Origin of the sequence: Pleionea litopenaei (assembly GCF_031198435.1) — a bacterium.
In the GTDB taxonomy this organism is placed as follows: Bacteria; Pseudomonadota; Gammaproteobacteria; order Enterobacterales; family Kangiellaceae; genus Pleionea; species Pleionea litopenaei.
Map to the genome: position 1 here is coordinate 1,207,695 of NZ_CP133548.1, position 20,180 is coordinate 1,227,874.

At 43.4% G+C, this 20,180-nt stretch carries 16 protein-coding genes and 1 pseudogene; 8 read left to right on the top strand and 9 right to left on the bottom strand.

The window, feature by feature from the left end; all coding sequences use genetic code 11:
• Positions 1-13: 13 nt before the first annotated feature.
• From Q9312_RS05340 to Q9312_RS05360, 5 genes are all read right to left on the bottom strand, one after another.
• A complete protein-coding gene (locus tag Q9312_RS05340) occupies positions 14-967 on the bottom strand; it encodes a branched-chain amino acid transaminase (RefSeq protein ID WP_309203554.1) in 954 nt (317 codons plus the stop codon).
• The gene (gene cimA, locus Q9312_RS05345) at positions 948-2,624 is read right to left on the bottom strand and encodes a citramalate synthase (protein ID WP_309203555.1); all 1,677 of its coding nucleotides are present in this window, start codon (positions 2,622-2,624) and stop codon (positions 948-950) included. Before cimA ends, Q9312_RS05340 begins: the two co-directional genes overlap by 20 nt.
• A complete protein-coding gene (locus Q9312_RS05350) occupies positions 2,608-2,883 on the bottom strand; it encodes an ACT domain-containing protein (protein ID WP_309203556.1) in 276 nt (91 codons plus the stop codon). Before Q9312_RS05350 ends, cimA begins: the two co-directional genes overlap by 17 nt.
• Positions 2,864-4,621 carry a biosynthetic-type acetolactate synthase large subunit gene (gene ilvB / locus Q9312_RS05355; protein ID WP_309203557.1) on the bottom strand — a complete coding sequence of 586 codons (1,758 nt, stop codon included), beginning with the start codon at positions 4,619-4,621 and terminating at the stop codon, positions 2,864-2,866. Before ilvB ends, Q9312_RS05350 begins: the two co-directional genes overlap by 20 nt.
• Before the next feature lie 646 nt (positions 4,622-5,267).
• The gene (locus Q9312_RS05360; protein WP_309203558.1) at positions 5,268-6,539 is read right to left on the bottom strand and encodes a choice-of-anchor H family protein; all 1,272 of its coding nucleotides are present in this window, start codon (positions 6,537-6,539) and stop codon (positions 5,268-5,270) included.
• A gap of 182 nt (positions 6,540-6,721) precedes the next feature.
• On the opposite strand from Q9312_RS05360, the gene Q9312_RS05365 reads away from it, so the two are divergent.
• A complete protein-coding gene (locus Q9312_RS05365) occupies positions 6,722-8,698 on the top strand; it encodes a monovalent cation:proton antiporter family protein (RefSeq protein WP_309203559.1) in 1,977 nt (658 codons plus the stop codon).
• Between the two features lie 22 nt (positions 8,699-8,720).
• Here Q9312_RS05365 and Q9312_RS05370 read toward each other — a convergent pair whose 3' ends face one another.
• Positions 8,721-9,179: a tellurite resistance TerB family protein gene (locus Q9312_RS05370; RefSeq protein ID WP_309203560.1), complete on the bottom strand. Its 459-nt coding sequence runs from the start codon at positions 9,177-9,179 to the stop codon at positions 8,721-8,723.
• A 222-nt stretch (positions 9,180-9,401) separates the two neighbouring features.
• Between Q9312_RS05370 and Q9312_RS05375 the strand changes: the two genes are divergently transcribed.
• The 5 genes from Q9312_RS05375 (at position 9,402) to Q9312_RS05395 (ending at position 14,237) form a co-directional block, all read left to right on the top strand.
• Positions 9,402-10,346 (top strand): 2-thiouracil desulfurase family protein, encoded by a 945-nt coding sequence (locus tag Q9312_RS05375; protein WP_309203561.1) that lies wholly within the window; start codon positions 9,402-9,404, stop codon positions 10,344-10,346.
• A gap of 152 nt (positions 10,347-10,498) precedes the next feature.
• Positions 10,499-12,232 carry a DUF8614 domain-containing protein gene (locus Q9312_RS05380; RefSeq protein WP_309203562.1) on the top strand — a complete coding sequence of 578 codons (1,734 nt, stop codon included), beginning with the start codon at positions 10,499-10,501 and terminating at the stop codon, positions 12,230-12,232.
• A gap of 154 nt (positions 12,233-12,386) precedes the next feature.
• Positions 12,387-13,151, top strand: a complete 765-nt coding sequence (locus Q9312_RS05385) for an SDR family oxidoreductase (RefSeq protein WP_309203563.1) — start codon at positions 12,387-12,389, stop codon at positions 13,149-13,151.
• Positions 13,152-13,443: 292 nt separating this feature from the next.
• Positions 13,444-14,049, top strand: coding sequence for a hypothetical protein (locus Q9312_RS05390; protein WP_309203564.1), 606 nt, complete (start codon positions 13,444-13,446; stop codon positions 14,047-14,049).
• A complete protein-coding gene (locus Q9312_RS05395) occupies positions 14,046-14,237 on the top strand; it encodes a helix-turn-helix transcriptional regulator (RefSeq protein ID WP_309203565.1) in 192 nt (63 codons plus the stop codon). The genes Q9312_RS05390 and Q9312_RS05395 overlap by 4 nt, the downstream gene beginning before the upstream one ends.
• A 199-nt stretch (positions 14,238-14,436) precedes the next feature.
• On the opposite strand, the gene Q9312_RS05400 is transcribed toward Q9312_RS05395, so the two are convergent.
• From Q9312_RS05400 to hutG, 3 genes are all read right to left on the bottom strand, one after another.
• Complete coding sequence (locus tag Q9312_RS05400; protein ID WP_309203566.1) at positions 14,437-15,021, bottom strand: hypothetical protein; 585 nt, start codon at positions 15,019-15,021, stop codon at positions 14,437-14,439.
• Positions 15,022-15,045: 24 nt separating this feature from the next.
• On the bottom strand, positions 15,046-16,278 hold the full coding sequence (locus Q9312_RS05405; protein WP_309203567.1) for a cyclic di-GMP phosphodiesterase: 1,233 nt from the start codon (positions 16,276-16,278) through the stop codon (positions 15,046-15,048).
• Positions 16,279-16,347: 69 nt separating this feature from the next.
• Positions 16,348-17,595, bottom strand: coding sequence for an N-formylglutamate deformylase (hutG, locus tag Q9312_RS05410; protein WP_309203568.1), 1,248 nt, complete (start codon positions 17,593-17,595; stop codon positions 16,348-16,350).
• Positions 17,596-17,677: 82 nt separating this feature from the next.
• Here hutG and hutC point away from each other — a divergent pair, with 82 nt between their 5' ends.
• Both hutC and hutU read left to right on the top strand, forming a co-directional pair.
• On the top strand, positions 17,678-18,391 hold the full coding sequence (gene hutC, locus Q9312_RS05415) for a histidine utilization transcriptional repressor HutC (RefSeq protein ID WP_309203569.1): 714 nt from the start codon (positions 17,678-17,680) through the stop codon (positions 18,389-18,391).
• Positions 18,392-18,503: 112 nt separating this feature from the next.
• A pseudogene (hutU, locus tag Q9312_RS05420) lies at positions 18,504-20,178 on the top strand (urocanate hydratase).
• Positions 20,179-20,180: the final 2 nt, after the last annotated feature.

Genomic DNA, 20,180 nt, shown 5'->3' on the forward strand with positions numbered 1-20,180 from the left:
GTTAATCTCCTTTTTATGGTCGATGTAATGCGCAAGGTTCAACGTGATATATATGTTCTAACCAGCCCCATTGATCTTGCGTTTTACCATTAAATAAACCAAAAAATAATTGCTGCAGTTGTTCCGTTATTGGCCCACGGCACCCGGCTCCCACAATCTGGCCATCAACGCTACGTACTGGAACTATTTCGGCTGCAGTTCCCGTCATAAACACCTCGTCGGCTAAGTACAATGCTTCTCTTGCAATATTGCACTCAACCACTTTCCAACCAGACTCTTCTGCTAAAGTCATGATGGTGTCGCGTGTTAATCCCGGTAAGATGGCGGCCGTCGCTGGTGGTGTGTATAAAGTTCCATTACGCACAACGAAAATATTTTCACCACTGCCCTCACTGATATAGCCATTGGTGTCTAATGCAATGCCTTCTGCATAACCGTGACGCTTTGCTTCTTCAACGACCAATTGAGAAGAAAGGTAATTACCTCCTGCTTTTGCAGCGGTCGGAATGGTGTTGGGTGCCGCTCGATTCCAGCTTGATACAGCGACATCGACGCCTTGCGCTAAACTGTCTTCGCCTAAATAGGCTCCCCATTCAAACGCGGCGACCGCCACTTCGACCGGGTTATCAAATGGCAAAACGCCAATGGAGTTATAACCTCGGAAAGCAACCGGACGTATATAGCTAGCGCTTAGTCTATTTTCAACAATCACATCACGACAAGCTTGCTCTAAAGTGGAAGCCGCAAAAGGCAATTCCATCCGATAGATCTTCGCTGAATCATAAAGGCGTCGAATATGATCCTGTAATCGAAAAATAGCGACACCATCATCCGTTTCATAACAGCGAATACCTTCAAAAACTGAAGAGCCGTAGTGAATCGCATGACTTAACACATGAACTTTTGCGTCATGCCAATGGATAACCTTGCCGTTAAACCATATATAATCAGGCTGCTTTATTGCCATTATTACTCCCCTTTTCATAAGTTAAATTTAAACTGGTTAGATAATTCGTTTGTTTAACAATAAAAAATTCAAATGAATCACATATTGCTTGTAAGCTTGCTTCAAAAATACTTTCAGAGCATCCAATAGAATGCGACAGCTCACTGTTAAACTGAGAGGCAATCCAAACATGGGTTGTGGCTGCAGTGGCGCACTCAGGATTTAAAATTCGAACTTTGTAATCAGCTAAGTCAACTTGGTTAAGTTCAGACCAATGTTTGACTAACGCTTGTCTTAATGCCTTATCAATAGTCTCGACAGGGCCATGACCTTCGGCAGCGGTCCACTCAACACAATCTCCGACTTTAACTTTAAGTGACGCATGGTGCATACTTACCTTTCCGCGACGAGCCAAAGTATTTTCTACTAACTCTTCAATCACAAAAGGCGGTGTATATCTAGGTTGCTGGCGTAACAGCAACAACTCAAGAGATGCGTCTCCCTCTTCATACTGAAAGCCGAGTGATTCTCGTTGTTTGATCAATTGCAAACAATTTGCGAGATCGATATTAGGCAATTTAAACTGGCTAATCTTATGTTTTAAATTTGAGCGTCCAGCTTGACTAGATACCAATATTTTTCGTTGATTACCGACGAACTCAGGCGCAACATGCTCATAACTATCACTGAACTTTTGAACCGCAGAAGCATGCAATCCTGCTTTATGAGCAAAAGCTGAGCTACCGACAAATGGCGCATAAGCATCTGGAGTTCTATTAGCGCGTGCCGAAACCGTTCTTGACATTTCTGTTAATCGAAAAAGATTTTTTTGCGCGGCAAAAGTGAAGTCGGTTTTCGTTGCCAGTATCGCCATTAGCGACGTTAGATTTGTATTTCCGCAACGTTCGCCATAACCATTAACACATCCCTGTACGACCGTAGCGCCACCTTGCAAAGCCGCTAAAGCATTGGCTACAGCGAGTTCGCAATCATTGTGTGCATGAATTGCAAATTGTGTATTAAACATATCGGTCATTTGCTGGGTAACGTCTTTTACTTCTTGTGGTAAGCGACCGCCGTTTGTATCACACAAAGTAACGCCTTCTGCTCCTGCTTCAATCGCTGCAACTAAACACGCTAATGACACTGAAGGGGCTTCTACGTATCCATCAAAGAAATGTTCGGCGTCTAACCACACACGTTTACCATGACGTCGACACCAGTCAACGGACGCAGCGATGGCTCGACAATTTTCTTCAATCGTGGTTTGTAAAATATTTTCTATATGAAACTTAGACGTCTTAGCTACTAAGGTGACAACCGAGACGGGAGCATCAATAAGTGACTGCATCAGTCTTGAGTTTTCAGGTTCTTCGCCGGGCTTTGCCGTTGCACCAAAAGCCACCAAAGAGGCGTTTTTCAAAGGATATTGTTGAAAATGCTTGAATACTTCATTATCCGTTGGGTTAGCTCCAGGCCAGCCAAGTTCGATATAATCAACTTCGAACTCGTCCAACAAGTTCGCTACCGCAATTTTATCTTGGGCTGAAAACTGAATACCTTGGGTTTGAGCTCCGTCTCTCAAGGTCGTATCGTATATTTCAACACTTCTCGATGACACCGGCTTCGCGAGCGTTACTCCTTGGCTACCTAAAGATGGATTATGATCCAAAAGCATAATTTAACTCCTGCTCAGCCTTTCTTCGACGGTTACTTTTACTCATGGCAATAGATAGCACATCGATTTGCTTGTCTAATTGCTTAACTAAATTGGAATGTTCTCTTAAACTATTGACCACTAGATGCATCTGATAAATATCGTTTGGTTGTAAAGTGATATTACAGTTTTGAACATCAAAGCCACGGTGACGAACAATCCTTAATATTCGCTCTAAAGCACCTTGCGTATGATTGATATTAATGATCAGTTTTTTCATAGCCTTGCTCTCCATTTATCATTTCGTGATTTCCCGCACCCGGAGGTACCAGAGGCCAAACATTTTCTTTGTTATCGATGCACACTTGTAATAAGCTCGGCTCAGTTTGTTCAAGTAACCACGCTAAACCATCTTGTTCTTCCACTGCTTTGGTAATTCTCTTAGCATTTAATCCAAAGGCTTTGCTAACGTTAACGAAATCAGGGTTATCGGAGAGATCGATTTCGCTGTATCTATCGGCAAAAAATAGGTGCTGCCACTGGCGAACCATCCCCAAGCTTTGGTTATCAATCAGCAGGATTTTTATCGGCAACTGATAACGTTTTAAAGTCATCAACTCTTGGATATTCATTGCGAATGAACCATCGCCACAAACATTAATAACAACGTCATCCGGCCTTGCCATTTGCGCACCAATTGCAGCAGGCAAACCAAATCCCATAGTACCTAACCCTCCCGAGCTCAAGTGCTTTCTCGGAGAATTAAACTGGCAATGTTGCGCTACCCACATTTGATGCTGACCAACATCACAGCTTATGATTGCGTTGCGTTTTGTTAAACGAGTTAAACAACTTAGTAGGCGCGGAGCATAAATCCCTGTTCCTGGATGATCGTAACGCCATTGATGTGCACGTTTCTTTTTGCTGCATTTTTCTCGCCAAGGATCAACAGAAAGTTCTGCTTTTTTAACTAACAACACGTCGAGAAGTTGTTTTAAATCGATAACACTCGACAACTGTGTTTGCCTTAGTTTGTCAATCTCGCAGTCATCAATGTCAAAATGAGCAACCTTGGCATGAGGAGCAAATTTACTTAAGTTACCAGTTGCTCGATCGTCAAACCGTACGCCCAAAGCAATCAACAAGTCACACTCTTGTATAGCCTGATTGGCAGCAACAAGCCCATGCATTCCTAGCATTCCTAAGTTCATCGGATGCTCTTGTGCGAAACCGATCGCTTTTAATGTCGTCACAAAAGGAATATTGATATCTGAAACCCATTTCTTTAACCGTTGCTCAACGGCTTCACCTTGCACTCCACCTCCAAGGTAAAGTAATGGTCGATAAGCCGTTTGCATCAAATGCAACAGCTGCTCGGCAACAGCGTGGGCATGCGATGCACGATTTATGTCACTTGGTTGAAGTGATTGTTCGATTGGCATTAATGTATTTTCTGAAACAGTGGGTTCAGATGAATTAATTGGGCTGTTTTGGTCAACATCAGACATTGTTTGATGGTTAACTTCGGCTAATTGAACATCTTTTGGAATATCAATAAGTACTGGTCCAGGGCGTCCACTGGTTGCGATCGCAAAAGCCTGTTCAAGGATAGAGGGAATTTCTTCAGCGCTTTCAATTAAAAAACTATGTTTAACAACGGATAATGACAGTCCAAGTGTATCGATTTCTTGAAAGGCGTCGGTACCGATTAAATTGGAAGCAACTTGCCCGGTGATCGCGATCATGGGTATCGAATCAAGCAATGCATTAGCTAATCCGGTAATTAGATTAGTTGCTCCTGGACCAGAAGTCGCGAGACAAACACCCGCTTTTCCAGATACACGAGCAAAGCCATCAGCTGCTAAGGCCGCTGCTTGTTCATGCCGACATAGAACATGCTTTATTTTCCCTCCATACAGCGCATCATAAACGGGCATGATTGCACCACCTGGATAACCAAAAATAACGTTCACCCCATGTGCTTGCAATGACTGAATGAGTAGTTGCGAACCGTTCATCGAAAACCTCGCTTAGATCCGGAAGCTTCTAACCAAAGCTCAAGCACTCCATTGGTGCGACAAGGACGAACGGTGTCATCATCAAAACATAAAATAGTACAAACAAGGTACATCAGCAGCCAACGCTGATTAGTAAGTCTATAACTATACTCTGCTACAAATTTTCTGTTCATTAGCTCTCTCAGGCAAAAAAAAACCCCCGGACTTTTCAGTGCGGGGGTTTTTGAATCTGCTATTTATTTAGCGCAATAACCATCCCCGCGGTGCTCGAATGAGGACCACGACAATAATAATGATGATGTTGGTTATGTTTGCGTTTCGATTCATTTTATTTGTTCATTCTGATTTTAAGTAAGCCTATATAAAACCTGGCATTCAATCGCTATTCTACTCATTCACTATTCTGCTCAACCGTGATTAGCACTAATAATTAGCACTAATAATTTGCAAAGTAGATTAAGTACTAGAATGTGTATTAACTGCTGTAAACGGATTAAATTCTTTCATAGTTTTTAACCGTCGTTAATGCAAGATACTCCAACGAGCGTTTTTTTGAAATACGTTTTGGTTATAAATAAAAAAGCGATGCTTGAGCATCGCTTTTTCTGCTATCCAATGTTATTGACTTACAATTTTATCGAGCTCTTTATTTACCGACCCTTTTTCGCACGGTTCGAAGAGGTAATAACATCGCAAGTAGAGGTAAAAGCCAAACAAAACTTCCGCCGCCCGACTCATAACTACTGCTCGAACCCCCACCATTACTCCCACCAGTTCCACCACCACTGCTAGGAGAGTTGTCTCGGTCGTATGACTCTAAGGGTACTTGACTCAACGCTGGATATTCGGGACCCGCTTGAGCTAAACGCTCTTGACTTACAGAGTCACGAATCACTACTTTAAAGTCGTACAGTCCTGTCGGGTATCCAGCGTTCCAATCAAATTCAACAACAAGTTGATCGGCCGCCGACTCACCGTCTAACCAAAAATCATTAGAGGTGTACTCAAGTTCCCAGTTACCATCTTCGTTTATAAAAAATATTTCAGCATAAACTTCAGCAGAAGCAAAGTCAGTGTCTACATCAAATGTAATTGCAAATTGACTGTAGTATCCGTCATTGTCAGAGTCTGAAATCAGATCGGTTGCAACATCGTAAAACCAAAAGCCCTGATCATAATTATCTTCAAACGTTAAATCTTCTAATGGCAACGAGCTTAAGTGAATATCATCTTCGGCGCTGATTGTCGCAACAATGCCGCTGTAGCCATATTCATACAGGTCAACTAAAACATCGTAGTCGCCTGGCGGAAAATCAAAGTTTAATCGCGTTGTTACTTGATAGTCATCACTACCACTTTCTCCGTTGATTTCAAAAACATCGGTGACGTGGTATTCCTGCCATGGGCCGCCATTACGACTCAGATAAAGCACGGCGTACACATCAGCAAAATCATAAATAGTGTCAGCGTCAAAAGTTACTCTGAACTCACTGTAGTATCCATCTCCATCGACATCACTTAACAACCAGGCATCGGCATCAAAAAAGTAAAACTCATGATATTTACTTGATTGCGCGGGTGACTTTTCACGAAACTTAGCGGTTTCACTTAGCTTCGATTTCGACGTTTTAACGGTTTTGTTCACATCGGTTAGTTGACGAATTTTTGCAGAGCCCGCTCGAGAATCTTTGCGAGCTACAGTGGTTGACTCAGAATTTTCGGCAATCACTTTATTAGAAACTAACCCCGCGTTTTTATTCACTTGGTTTTTTGCATCAGAGGTGGATGAGTGCGTTACCACACCTTCGGTACTCGCAACCGAAGCGGGCGCTCCAACCAACTGCTCAGACTGCGCGTATGATGCGCCAGTCAATGCAACGCTTGCCAGTGTCATCAGAGTTTGGTGTTTAAGTTTCATAATCATCTTCCTGTCATTGATTCTGGGGTCAATTTAAACAAGAGTAAACTGAACTCGTGCTGAACCATCAATCAGATTACTAAGAATCGGTACTTTTTTGCTTGCGACAAATTCGAGAAAACCAACTAATATTAAGGTAAGTAATTGATTTTTCTCAACTACAGGGATTCATCCGCTGCGCTATGCAACATGCAATTTATTTTCAAATTTTGGTCGTTTTAGTCTCCAGTGTCGCACTGGTCGCACTTTTTCGACGTTTTAGATTGCCAACGATTCTCGCGTATCTGCTCATTGGACTCCTCATCGGCCAAATGGGACTTTCGTTCTTCTCTCCAGACTCGAATAGCCACTATATCGCTGAGATAGGGGTAGTTTTTATGTTGTTTTCGCTCGGGTTGGAGTTTTCGATTCCTCGAGTGTACGCCATGCGAACACAGGTTTTAGGATTAGGCAGCCTGCAGGTCGTCTTATCCTTGTTGGTCTATTTCGTTATAGCTCAACTGTTTATCAGCGATTGGCGCGTTTGCTTAATCTTAGCCGCTGCCTTAGCCATGTCTTCAACCGCTATCGTCACAAAACAATTAAATGACCAAAGAGAAACTCATCAGCGGCACGGCATTCTCTCTATCGCTACACTTTTGTTCCAAGATATGGCCGCTGTTCCGCTACTTATTTTAGTACCCATTTTAGCCAATATTCAGCAAGATGCTGTCAATTTACTTTCTACGTCACTCTTAAATGGCGTTATTGCTGTCATGGTTATTCTAATGGCGGGGAAATATTTATTACCTCGTCTTTTCCATGAAGTTGCTGCGAGTCGTAGTGATGAACTCTTTGTAATGACAAGCCTAGCCGTTGCCCTTGTTGCCTCTTGGTTTACCCAATTTCTGGGGCTGTCGATGGCATTAGGAGCCTTTATGGCTGGAATGCTATTAGCGGAGTCGCAGTTTAAACACCAGATAGAAACAGAGATTCGCCCTTTCAGAGATATTCTACTCGGATTGTTTTTCGTGAGCATTGGTACGCTCATCGACTTAAACACCATTCTCGAGCATGGCGTTTTAATTGGCCTTTTATTACTGGTCTTTGTCTTGTCAAAGTTTTCATTAGTTTGGCTAGCTGCCAAAGTATTCAGAGAGTCGAATATTGACCGTGCAAAAACGGCTCTTATTTTAGCTCATGCTGGTGAACTCGGGTTCGTGCTCATAGGCCTTGCGCGGCAGCAGGAGTTGCTGAGTGAGCAAATCGCCTCCATCGCATTAACGGTCGGCGTACTGAGCATGTTTGCTGCAACCTTTTTAATTCGTCACAGTGACGTTATCAGTCAAAGATTACTCGGAAAAGCCAATCAACGAGCATCACTGAACAACGATAAACAACAAATTAATGCCGCTACAAAAGAAATGTCGCAACATGTCATCATCTGTGGCTTCGGTCGTAATGGGCAGTCAATCAAACGTTTTCTGGATCAACTAGGCATTCAATCCTTAGTGCTCGATTTAGATCCAGTACGCGTAAAAGAAGCGGCCACCGCGGGGGAAACCATTTTCTATGGTGACGCTCGCCGTCGCAGTATTTTGCATGCAGCAAATATCGAACAGTCGCGTTTGGTTGTGGTCACTTTCGATGACCATCGTTCTGTCTTAGACCTTTTATCCGTAACACGCACACATTACCCTTACGCTCCCGTTATGGTTAGAACAAAGGATGACAGGAATTTAGAAAGTTACCTACAAAATGGAGCAACGCAGGTCATTCCTGAATCACTAGAAAGTAGCCTTATGCTAGTGGGCCAGGTTCTTTACACGTTAGGATTGCCCATCAAACAAATTATTACCGAAATTCAAAAGGTGCGGGACGATCGCTATCATCTTCTTCAAAGTTTCTTTCACGGAAGTGCATCGGATGTCCTTCGAGTGCTGCAGACGCATCATGAGCAATTACACGCAGTGGTTCTAAACGGAGAAGCTGCGGCCATCGGACGCACCTTGAGTGAAATTACATTACCGGAAAAAGTGGCTGTAGAATCTATTCGCAGGGGCCATCAATCACACACTCCGCCCCCACGAGATATGGTGCTTCAAGCAGGCGACATAGTGTTGCTCTCGGGTGAACCCGATTATATTGAACGAACCGAAAACCTACTTTATTCCGGATGACCATGTCGCAACGCGGTGCGAACTATTCCATTGAGTGCAATTCAGCTAGTTTTGCTTGAATGTACTCACTGTGTCTCAAATGCATCAAATCGGAAATTCGTCGAATTAAATGCTCTTCATACGCATGTACCTTGCCATCGGCAAGAGCAACTTTCCACAAAAGACGAACAAGTCGAACCTTTTGCTCAACAGAATAGTGCTCGTTGAGCAGTCGAGTAAACTCATGAAAATCGGTTGCGAATAACGCTTTGTCCGTTGCAACATCATACAACGCAGTAGCGTCATCGTCCGACAGCTCAAACTCCTCTTTAATAAGCAACAATATTTGCTCTTGCTCTTCATCCTTTATCTCGAAATCCATTTTCATCACTTCAATCATTAAAACAGAAGCCGCAACCCTTAAAGCATGCTCAATGTCTTCTGGAGACGCTTGCTCAACGGATAAATATTTATCGAAAAAAGAACGAAGTTTATCTAACATAGTAATATTGAATTCTCATGCGTTTTTGTTGCTGAACCGACCAAAGGTATTCTTGTACCATTGTCGCCGTACTTTATGACATCAAACTTAACGCTATTGCAATTTCAGACAGTAAATGCAACCTTAAGGCCAGCGTGATGAATCATCAAGCGTATCAATACTAAAAAGCTGCCTAATACGTGGGCAACACACTTAAACTCTGAGCGTTCTACCTAAATAATTATGATAAAACCAAACATTTATATCAGCAGCTGCCTACTCGGCGAAATGGTTCGCTACGATGGAAATCATAAACGCTCAGACTTAATTGTAAATCAATTACAACAACACTTTAACACCCTTTCAATCTGTCCGGAAGTTGGATGTGGAATGGCGGTTCCTCGCCCTCCAATCAGCCTCGTTCAGGCACCTGCCAGTATTGAAATTAGAGAGGTGGCTCCGCCACATAGAGACCACAGTAGTGTCATGCGACGCTTCGCTGACGATGCGATAACATCACAGCCCCAATTATGCGGATTTATCAGTAAGTCCAAATCACCGTCCTGTGCGCAAGATGACACCCCTATAAAACGCCTGGAACTCAACGGACAATTAAGTACAACCCGAGCGATAAGTGCAGGCTTCTTCACTCGTTGGCTAAAAGAGCATATTCCTTTTGTTCCTATGATCGATGAGCGACAAATCGAACAACAAGAAGAAAGACATCGTTTTTTTCTACACAGCTTTACGCTCGCTCGGCTCTACGAGACCCTAAAACAGCAACCGGATAACGGTCTTCGACTTTTTCATCATCGCCACCGAGGTCTGTTGTTAGCGCTAAGCCCTAATTTATTCAAAGAGCTTTCCGCTCGTTTAGAGTTAGTGAGCCAAGCGAAACAACCGCTTAACTTCTACCTTAAAGTACTCGGACAAATATTAACCAGCCCATTTAATGTCGAACAGGCTTTTGCGGCACTTGAAAAGAGTTCAGAGAGTCTGCAAACATCACAGCGCTCGGCGCTTAGACTGATCATACGCAGCTTGCAGCGACAAGATCGAGACCAGTGGATCTCATTACTGTTCTTTCAACATTTGGCGACTCTAATTAACCAGTTTAAGCTCGAAGGCCTCACTGAAACCCCTCTTTTTATGCCGTATTCAAGTGAGCTATTACTCGCCGATATTTAGCTGCATTCGGCACCTTTTTGCTGTCACCTAAAATCTGGTATAGTGCTTCGATTACAAGTAGTGCTCCGATAACAGGTAGAGCATGCTATTCGCTCACCAAAAAATGATTACAAAAACATCCGAACCATTCGGCTAACATTTGGGAACAGACCATGCAAATCAAGACCATCGTTTTTGCAACATCCGTTGCACTTGCTCTCTCCGCTTGTCAACAAGACAATAACACTTCTAAACCGACCCAAGAGTCTTCAACCAAACAAACAACCGCCACCACAAGCGAGAAAGAGGCGGTGACTAGTCAGTATCAAGTGATCAGTGACGAGCGCTTTGATATTTATGCCGAGTTCACGCTCACCAGCGATCTTTCTCATTTATCTGCCAACCAAAAACAGATGGTGGCCAAGTTAATTGATGCCAGCACTATCATGGATAATTTATTTTGGCAGCAAGCGTACGGCGATAAATCAAAGCTACTTAACGCGATTAAAGATACAAAAGCGCGACGGTTTGCAGATATTAATTATGGACCGTGGGACCGCTTAAAAGGAGATCAAGCTTTTCTTACCAATGTCACTGAAAAGCCGGCTGGAGCGCAGTTTTACCCAGCAGATATCACCAAAGAAGAATATCAAAACTGGCGTGAGAAGAACGCTAATTTATTAGAAGCACAACCTTTTTTAGAGAGTTACTCAATGGTTGAGCGCGACGACAAAGGCCAGTTGGTATTAACGCCATACCATGTAAAATTTAAGAAGCAATTAGAGCAGGCATCTTCGCTACTCAAAGAAGCCGCAAAGTTAGCGGATAACAAAGCCTTCTCAAATTACTTAAATATGCGTGCTGAAGCGATTATTACAGACCAATTTCAAGCGTCTGACTTCGCTTGGATGGATATGAAAGACAACCCGATTGAAGTGGTTATTGGACCCATTGAAAATTATGAAGACCAATTATTCGGCTATCGCACCGCTTACGAGTCTTACGTTTTAATTAAAGACTTGACTTGGAGTGAACGACTCGCAAAATTTGCACAGTTTTTGCCAGAACTGCAACAAGGCCTACCCGTTGACGAAGCGTATAAAAAAGAAATGCCTGGCACCGATGCCGACTTAAATGCATACGATGTTGTTTATTATGCCGGACATAGCAATGCAGGTTCAAAAACCATCGCCATAAACCTCCCTAACGATGAAGAAGTTCAATTAGCCAAAGGTACCAGACGATTACAGCTTAAAAATGCCATGCAAGCTAAATTCGACAAGATCCTAGTACCCATTTCTAAGCAATTGATCGCGGAAGATCAGCAACAATACATTACCTTCGACGCCTTCTTTGCAAATACCATGTTTCATGAAGTCGCCCACGGGTTAGGCATTAAAAACACCATTAATGGGAATGGTATGGTGCGAACTGCGCTGCAAGAAACGGCGTCGGCACTTGAAGAAGGTAAGGCGGATATTCTTGGCTTATATATGATCACTGAGTTATTCAATAAAGGTGAAATCACCGAAGGTAAATTAATGGATAACTATGTCACTTTCTTAGCCGGAATCTTTCGCTCGGTTCGATTCGGAGCGTCGTCAGCTCATGGCAAAGCGAACATGGTTAGATTTAACTATTTCAAAGAGAAAGGCGCTTTTACAAAAGACGCGACCACGGGTCGATATCGAGTCGATTTTGACCGAATGACGACGGCCATGAATGATCTTTCTAGGCTGCTTCTGACCATTCAAGGCGATGGAGATTATGCAAAAGCTCAGGCGTTGCTAGCAGAAAAGGGACAGATTACTCCCGAGTTACAAGCTGAACTCGATAAGCTGACCGAAGCCAATATTCCTGTCGACATTACTTTTAACCAAGGTAAAGCGATTTTAGGCATTCAATAACCCGAAAAAACAGCGGCGAAGTCACTCGTACTTCGTCGCAGTTGCTCTCCCTCTTCCCTTCAACTGACACAAAAGTTTCAATAGAACCACTGGATCAAATGGCCAAAAGCGGCTAACATCTCATCAATATTGCACCGCACAAAATATCGAGGTTATGATGAAACTAGACGCTAAAACCGTGATCATTACTGGCGCTGCCCAAGGCCTTGGGTTTGCGATTGCCGATCGACTTGCCAAGCAAGGCGTGAATCTAGCGTTAATCGATTTGAATGAAGAAAGCCTAGAGTTAGCCGTAGAAAAGCTCTCTGAAAACAACGTCGTTGTTCGGTCTTACTGCTGCAATATCGCCGATGAAACTCAGGTGGTTTCAAGCTTTGAGAAAATTCTCGAAGATTTTGGCGCGATCGATGGCCTCGTGAACAACGCCGGCATCACTCGCGATCAGCTGCTTGTGAAAGCAAAAGATGGAGAAGTTGTCGACACTATGTCACTGCGCAACTGGCAACAGGTTATTGATGTTAACCTTACTGGGGTGTTCTTGTGTGGGCGCGAAGCAGCGAAGCACATGATTGCTCAAAAAACAGCTGGGGTTATCATTAATATTTCATCCATATCACGCCATGGAAATGTTGGGCAAAGCAACTATGCTGCAGCCAAAGCTGGCGTGGCGGCTCTAACCACCACTTGGGCTAAGGAGCTAGCTCGTTATAAAATCCGATCCGCGGCGATAGCACCAGGCTTCATCGCAACTGAAATGACTCAAGCCATTAAGCCTCAAATTCTAGATAAGATTCGACAATCCATTCCATTAGGAGATATGGGTCAGCCCGATAACATTGCCAGTACGGTGCAGTTCATACTAGAGAATGATTATATTAGCGGTCGAGTCATCGAAGTCGATGGTGCACTCAGACTCTAACCTTATTTCAATCTCTTTTCATTAATCGGGCGGATAACGGCTATTAACATAGCGATTATCAAAACGACTCCGCCCTTCTTTATTGCCAATTCAAAGCCCACCGACTGACACGCATATTAATGTATCTAACTTAAGTCACGCCACTTAGACCCGTGGCTCTTGTGGTCATCTGCGGACGCCTTTTGATGACAAGCACACCAATCTTTATGTAAAGCTTACTTGACACAAGAACAGCAAGTGAAGTAAAGTTTACTTTACATAATGACAAACATATAAGACATGGAGAAGACTTTTGAAAAATTCTTTGTTAATTACTGGTGGTACCGGCCTAGGCATTGTTTCTGCGTTAAACGCAGCGTCGATGTTAAGTAATAACCCAAACGCAGTATTTTTCAGCGAAGCATGGTTCGAGACCTGGTTTGCCGTATACATAACCTTTCTTGCCTTGAGTTTTGCCGGCATTGGTATGCTTCTTTCAAAACGTAAAACGGTCGTAGAAAAAGGAGCACCGCCTATGGAACCTAAAATGAAAGCCTATACCCAGAGAATGGTGGTTGCGATAATTCTTTATGTAGCAGCCATCATAGCGAGTCACTTTTTATTGAAAATGACTAACTCATTGCTGATGCAATCGTTGATTACCCTGCTACCTATCACGCCGTGCTTTATGATGTTGCGAGCCATTCGCTTATTTGTGAAAGAAATGGACGAACTGCAACTTCGCATTTTTATGGAATCTTGTCTATTCGCATTAACATGGACAGCGATGGCTTGCATTACCGTAGGCTTTTTCCAATTTTATGGCGTCATTCCCACCTTTAGCATTTTTTGGGTATTCTCAGGAATCTGCATGCTCTTCGGAATTGGCTCATTATTTGCCCACCGGAGATACCAATGAATAACCGAGTAAAGGTTAAGCGAGCTGAGCACGATTTAACTCAGCAAGATCTCGCAGACAAGATTGGGGTATCGAGGCAAACCATCAATGCCATTGAAAAAGGTAAATATGACCCTAGCCTGCCTATTGCCTTTAAACTGGCTGCCGTGTTCCAATGTCAGATAGAAGATTTGTTTATCCCTGAATAAGGAAATCAAATTATGGGAATTATCGTTGTATTAATGTTTTTTCTTTTCTACTTCTTCTTTTGAAGTCGTGACAATCATTACTTAGTCTTATGTGCAATGCGTCCCTAGAGGGCCGCATTAGCCATTCTCAAACATCGGAGTCAAGGCAAAATCGACTCGTGGTTGCAGCCTAATCCGACCATCCGCTTTCTCAAATCCCTCATGAGTAACGGTCAACTGATTGTTTTAACTGAAAAATATACATAAACCACGTCAAACCAATCGACAATGGCTTATTGCTCAAATCAGCTTCTTGGCCTTGTAACTCTTTTCTCCATTGGTTGGCTCTTTCTATGTCGGAGAAAAAACGTTCAAACAATGTCTCGCAGACATCCGGATTTTTCAATTCATCAGGTAACCATTTATTCTCAAAAGCAAAGTTTACGGCTGACTTTAAGTCAGGAAATCGCTGACCCAGTTCCCGTAAAAGCATGTCTTTTACATAGCCTGCAAATTCGGTGTTTAATAAGGGGAACTCATCTTTAACAACCTGCTGACTGTCAGCATCTAAACCGCTTTCAGTCACTTCTTCGGCAATTTTGGAAGGATCCGTTTGCAGGGTTTCGTCTCTGATCGGGTCACCATATTTCTGCTCCATCTTCGCAATGAGAGAAAGCTCCTTGTCGGTGAGCAGGGTAAAGTCCCCCTTTACCTCTGCCATACGAGTGGTAAGACGTTCAAATTCGATGAGATCATCTTGCGATAATAAAGATTTCAGTTTTTCTAAATGCTGTTGTAACGACATGTCAAAGCTCTTTGTAGGTGACGACTATACAGCAGCTATTTTTAGCCCCTTGTCGACATATTCTTGAAGATCGATTCCAAACGCTCGGTTTTGAACCGCCTTAATGATTCGATATGTTTGGGCAGATGCGTCTAAATCAAGCTTTGACATGTCAATTATTCGTTCTTTACCGCGTTTTTTCTTAAGTTCATCCAAAACCAGTAAGACTTTAGGACGTAATTTATAGCGAGGGTTAGTTGACACCACAATACCCACTTCTCCATTTTCCATTTCGACAATCGAGCCTGGAGGATAAATACCGCGCCACTCGATAAAGCGAGTAACCAGCTTGGCATCAAAGTGGGTATCACGATATTGCATGAGAATTTTATAGGCATCCATTATTGGACGTGAATTATCGTAGCAACGATCAGAAGTAATCGCATCGAAGGCATCAACGATGGTTACAATGCGCGCGTTTTGACTAATTTGCCCTTCGGACAGACCTCTTGGGTAGCCGCCACCGGACAGTTGCTCATGATGAGTGTAAGCGACATCTATCGCGACAGGAGAAATATCTTTCTTCTTCAAGAGAATTTCATAACCGAGCCGAGCATGATCACGCATCGCCGTCATTTCGTCGTCAGTTAACTTTCCAGGCTTGTTTAATATTGAATCTGGAACCTTAACTTTACCAATGTCGTGTAGCATGCCAGCAAGACCAATGTCTTCTAGCGCCTCCTGTTCAAACCCAAGAAACTTAGCAAAGGCTATTGCCATGATTCCGACATTTAAACAGTGCTCAGCCGTGTATTCGTCTTTATGTTTAATAAGAGTCATCATGAGCATGGCATTTTCGTTACGAATAATACTTTGCACACACTCTTTCACCTGCTCTTTGACCGCAGCAAGCTCAAAGTCCTCACCCAACATCACACGCTCTAGAACGCCTTTCATAAGGTTGCGGGACTTTTTATAGGCTTTTGCCGCAGGCTTGATCTCGGCTTGAACGGAGTTCCCTAATTCGCGGTTGAATTTATCTTTTAAGGTGGTGGAGACCGTCGCTTTAGCCCGAAAACGCTTGTACAAGTCTTCACTCGGAAAATCGACATACACGTATTCGCATTGACTCTTTACTGACTCAATATCCTCTTGGTCTTCAAGCGTAAATCCCTGAAGTAAAAAGTTTGTATCTCCCCAATCTCGATCAATGTCTGATACAAACATTCCGACTTCGAGCTGATTGGATAATACTTTTACTCGCTTCAAATGAGACAAATTAACTAAACCTAACTGATATGGCTCCTAGATAAGAATACTCAAAAATCGCGGAACTTGCATAAAAATTTAGGCTACTAGGGTCGAAATAAGGCCTTTAATTAAATTTTGTAACACTTTTTGGACTTCTTGAGCCTTCTCAGTGTCATAGCTCAAATGTTCTTCGTTCAAATAGGTTCTCTGAGACAGCTCCAATTGCAAGCTTGAAATCCCTTTGCTGGGCTCACAGTAGGCTCGCGTAATATAACCGCCTTTAAAACGACCATTGATCACTTTACTGTAGTTTTGTGTATCAAATGCCTCTACGTACTTTCCAATCGATTCGACACAGCTTGCGCCTTGATTCGTTCCAAAGTTAAAGTCGGGTAGTTGCCCTTCAAAAAACCGCGGAACTTGAGACGCGATAGAATGCGCTTCAAATAGCAAAACCTGTGGATGATTTTTCTGTAATTCGCCAAGAACTTTCTGCAGTTGTTGGTGATAAGGACGCCAGTACAATTCAATGCGTCGACGTTGTTCTTCTAAGCCCACTTTCTCACCACTTTGATACATAGGATTCAAATTAAAAAGCGAACTAGGACACAGCTCGGTATTGTTTGCTCCGGGGTAAAGCTCCGCGTCATCTTCAGGACGATTCAAATCAATAACATAACGAGAGTATCTCGGAACCAAGACATGGCACCCTAACCCAATGGCAAAATCATACAGTTGTCTCAAGTACCAGTCGGTATCAGGAACGGTAAGCGCTTCTGAAGTCATGGTTTGAGCAATGTCTTCTGGGATGCAGGTACCATTGTGAGGCATACTGATTAACAGCGGGATATGCCCTTCATGATATTGAAAGCTTGAATTTAAATACTCAGCACCTTCGATTAAAGGTTCTACCATGAGCGGTTTACGATCGGCCATCAAGACGTTCTGTTTCGCCGATGGGCTTTGCAATAAGAACTCACTGTAATACTCCTTCACTAATTCAAGAGACGTTTGATCTGCGATTTGTTGAACCAAGTGCTCGGAAATTTCAGATAAAGTCACTTGGTTATTAACAACTGCGTTGACGACTAATCGGTAATAAGCATCGGTAATTGTCGCGTGAAACTTATCGGTGGCTCCCAGCGCACGAGCGTATGTTTCGATCACCTTAAAAAGTGTTTGTTGCCCTTCAATTAACCCCTGGTCGAGAAAATAAAAACAGGCAAGTCGTACATGCCCTAAATGATCAAACTGTTCACCAGGCAGCTCTAACCGCTCTATCGAACTGGCAAATTCACGAATAGCGCGTTCGTCTTGCGTCATTGAATCTGGGTAATTTTGCATGATCTTGCTGGTTCCAATTGCTTAATTGAACGCTATTTTATACCATCGCAGCTATCATTTCTTGTCTATACAATTAAACTTTATGCAGAAGTCAGAATCTCGGTACCTAAAGGTAAAGCGTTTTATCATGGACGGTATTCGTACCGGGCAGTGGAAATCAGGACAACAAGTTCCCTCTGAAAATGAGCTGGTAAAACTGTGTTCAGTTAGTCGAATGACCGCTCGTCGCGCGCTTGAGGAACTCGACTCAGAGGGCATATTAGTAAGAGTTCGCGGCAAAGGCTCTTATGTTGCAGAAGAAAAGCATCAAAGTTCGCTGCTCGAAATTAAAAATATCAAAACGGAAATTACAGAGCAAGGCTTCAAGCATAAAGCCAGTTTGCTAGAGATGAGTGAAATTCCCGCTACGGTTCAACTGGCCGAGCTTTTTGGTTTGGCTGAAGGTGCGACTTTGTTTCACTCAATCATAGTGCACTATCAAAACGAGGAGCCCGTTCAGGTTGAAGAGAGGTTCATCAACCCGGCTATCGCAAAGGATTACTTAAACCAAGATTTTAAATCGATTACGCCAAATGAGTATTTAACTCACATTGCACCTGTCACCGAAGCAGAGCATGTTATCGAAGCAATTGTTCCTGAAAAGCAATACTTTAACTTGCTACAACTAGAGCAAGACGAGGCCATTCTTTTATTGACTCGTACAACTTGGAGTTTTGAGCATGCCGTAAGCTTTGCCAAGCTTTATCACCCCGGCAAACGCTACCGCCTGCAAAGCCGTTTCACCCCTAAGTCGTAATATGGTCTCGACTATACAAGTTTAATGAAGTGAGTTTTTGGCGTAAAAACAACTTGTATATACATGCAAAATTTTTATAATGAGCGAATTCGTGATTACGGAGAATTGACCTATGAAAGACAATCGAATTGATACCTCTCGAGAGATCAGAGCGCCCCATGGCTCGAGCCTCAATGCCAAAAGCTGGTTAACTGAAGCTCCGCTGCGCATGCTCATGAACAATCTCGACCCAGATGTTGCCGAGCACCCACACAGTCTTGTCGTTTACGGCGGCATTGGTCGGGCTGCTAGAAACTGGGAATGCTATGACAAGATTGTCGAAACATTAAAAGAGTTGAATGACGATGAAACCTTATTAGTTCAATCAGGTAAGCCCGTGGGCGTTTTCAAGACCCATGTTGATGCGCCTCGAGTTCTCATCGCTAATTCTAACTTGGTTCCAAAGTGGGCAACTTGGGAACATTTTAACGAGTTGGATAAAAAAGGCCTAATGATGTATGGTCAAATGACCGCTGGCTCTTGGATTTATATTGGCAGTCAAGGCATTGTACAAGGGACTTACGAAACCTTCGTAGAAGCTGGTCGACAACATTTTGATGGTAATACTAAAGGAAAGTGGATATTGACCGGTGGCTTAGGTGGAATGGGCGGCGCACAACCACTCGCAGCAACCATGGCCGGCTATTGTATGATCGCCGTTGAGTGCGATGAGTCTCGCATCGACTTTCGAATTCGAACAGGCTATGTCGATAAAAAAGCGACCAGCTTAGATGAAGCCATGACACTACTTCAAAGCGCACTGGATGCTGGTGAAGCGATATCCATCGGTTTATTGGGGAATGCCGCCGATATATTCCCTGAGATGGAAGCCCGAGGTATTAAACCCGATTTAGTGACCGACCAAACATCAGCACACGATCCCATCAATGGGTATTTACCACAAGGTTGGACTCTCGAAGAATGGCGCGAGAAAGCACAAACGGCTCCGCAAGAAGTTGCTGCCGCTGCTCGAAAGTCAATGGCTGTTCAGGTCACTTCAATGGTCAAGTTTGCTAATGCGGGTATTCCTACGGTTGACTACGGAAATAACATTCGACAACAAGCTTTTGATGAAGGCGTCGAAGATGCCTTTGCATTCCCTGGCTTTGTGCCAGCTTATATTCGTCCATTATTTTGTCGTGGTATCGGTCCTTTTCGTTGGGCGGCTTTATCTGGCGACCCTGAAGATATTTATAAGACGGATCAGAAAGTTAAAGAAATCATTGCTGATGATCCGCATCTGCATAATTGGTTAGATATGGCCAAACAACGAATCAGCTTTCAAGGTCTACCCGCTCGAATTTGCTGGGTGGGCTTAGGACTAAGACACAAGCTCGCACTGGCTTTCAACGAAATGGTTCGTACCGGAGAGTTATCTGCTCCCGTTGTCATCGGCCGAGATCATCTAGACTCAGGTTCGGTAGCCAGCCCGAACCGTGAAACAGAAAAAATGCAAGATGGTTCAGATGCCGTTTCTGACTGGCCTCTTCTCAATGCCATGTTGAATGTAGCCAGCGGCGCGACTTGGGTTTCCTTGCATCACGGCGGTGGGGTCGGCATGGGGTATTCGCAACATTCTGGGCGTGGTGATTTGTTGTGACGGTTCTGAAGCAGCTGACAAACGAATTGAACGAGTCTTATGGAATGATCCAGCCACTGGCGTTATGCGCCATGCTGACGCCGGTTATGACATTGCAAAACAATGCGCCAAAGAGTACGGCTTAAACCTTCCGATGGTTGGAGAATAAAA

Excerpts from the sequence above, each read along its gene's own strand:
- Q9312_RS05340 (WP_309203554.1), bottom strand. The coding sequence starts at position 967 with ATGGCAATAAAGCAGCCTGATTATATATGGTTTAACGGCAAGGTTATC.
- cimA (WP_309203555.1), bottom strand. The coding sequence starts at position 2,624 with ATGCTTTTGGATCATAATCCATCTTTAGGTAGCCAAGGAGTAACGCTC.
- Q9312_RS05350 (WP_309203556.1), bottom strand. The coding sequence starts at position 2,883 with ATGAAAAAACTGATCATTAATATCAATCATACGCAAGGTGCTTTAGAG.
- ilvB (WP_309203557.1), bottom strand. The coding sequence starts at position 4,621 with ATGAACGGTTCGCAACTACTCATTCAGTCATTGCAAGCACATGGGGTG.
- Q9312_RS05360 (WP_309203558.1), bottom strand. The coding sequence starts at position 6,539 with ATGAAACTTAAACACCAAACTCTGATGACACTGGCAAGCGTTGCATTG.
- Q9312_RS05365 (WP_309203559.1), top strand. The coding sequence starts at position 6,722 with ATGCAACATGCAATTTATTTTCAAATTTTGGTCGTTTTAGTCTCCAGT.
- Q9312_RS05370 (WP_309203560.1), bottom strand. The coding sequence starts at position 9,179 with ATGTTAGATAAACTTCGTTCTTTTTTCGATAAATATTTATCCGTTGAG.
- Q9312_RS05375 (WP_309203561.1), top strand. The coding sequence starts at position 9,402 with ATGATAAAACCAAACATTTATATCAGCAGCTGCCTACTCGGCGAAATG.
- Q9312_RS05380 (WP_309203562.1), top strand. The coding sequence starts at position 10,499 with ATGCAAATCAAGACCATCGTTTTTGCAACATCCGTTGCACTTGCTCTC.
- Q9312_RS05385 (WP_309203563.1), top strand. The coding sequence starts at position 12,387 with ATGATGAAACTAGACGCTAAAACCGTGATCATTACTGGCGCTGCCCAA.
- Q9312_RS05395 (WP_309203565.1), top strand. The coding sequence starts at position 14,046 with ATGAATAACCGAGTAAAGGTTAAGCGAGCTGAGCACGATTTAACTCAG.
- Q9312_RS05400 (WP_309203566.1), bottom strand. The coding sequence starts at position 15,021 with ATGTCGTTACAACAGCATTTAGAAAAACTGAAATCTTTATTATCGCAA.
- hutG (WP_309203568.1), bottom strand. The coding sequence starts at position 17,595 with ATGCAAAATTACCCAGATTCAATGACGCAAGACGAACGCGCTATTCGT.
- hutC (WP_309203569.1), top strand. The coding sequence starts at position 17,678 with ATGCAGAAGTCAGAATCTCGGTACCTAAAGGTAAAGCGTTTTATCATG.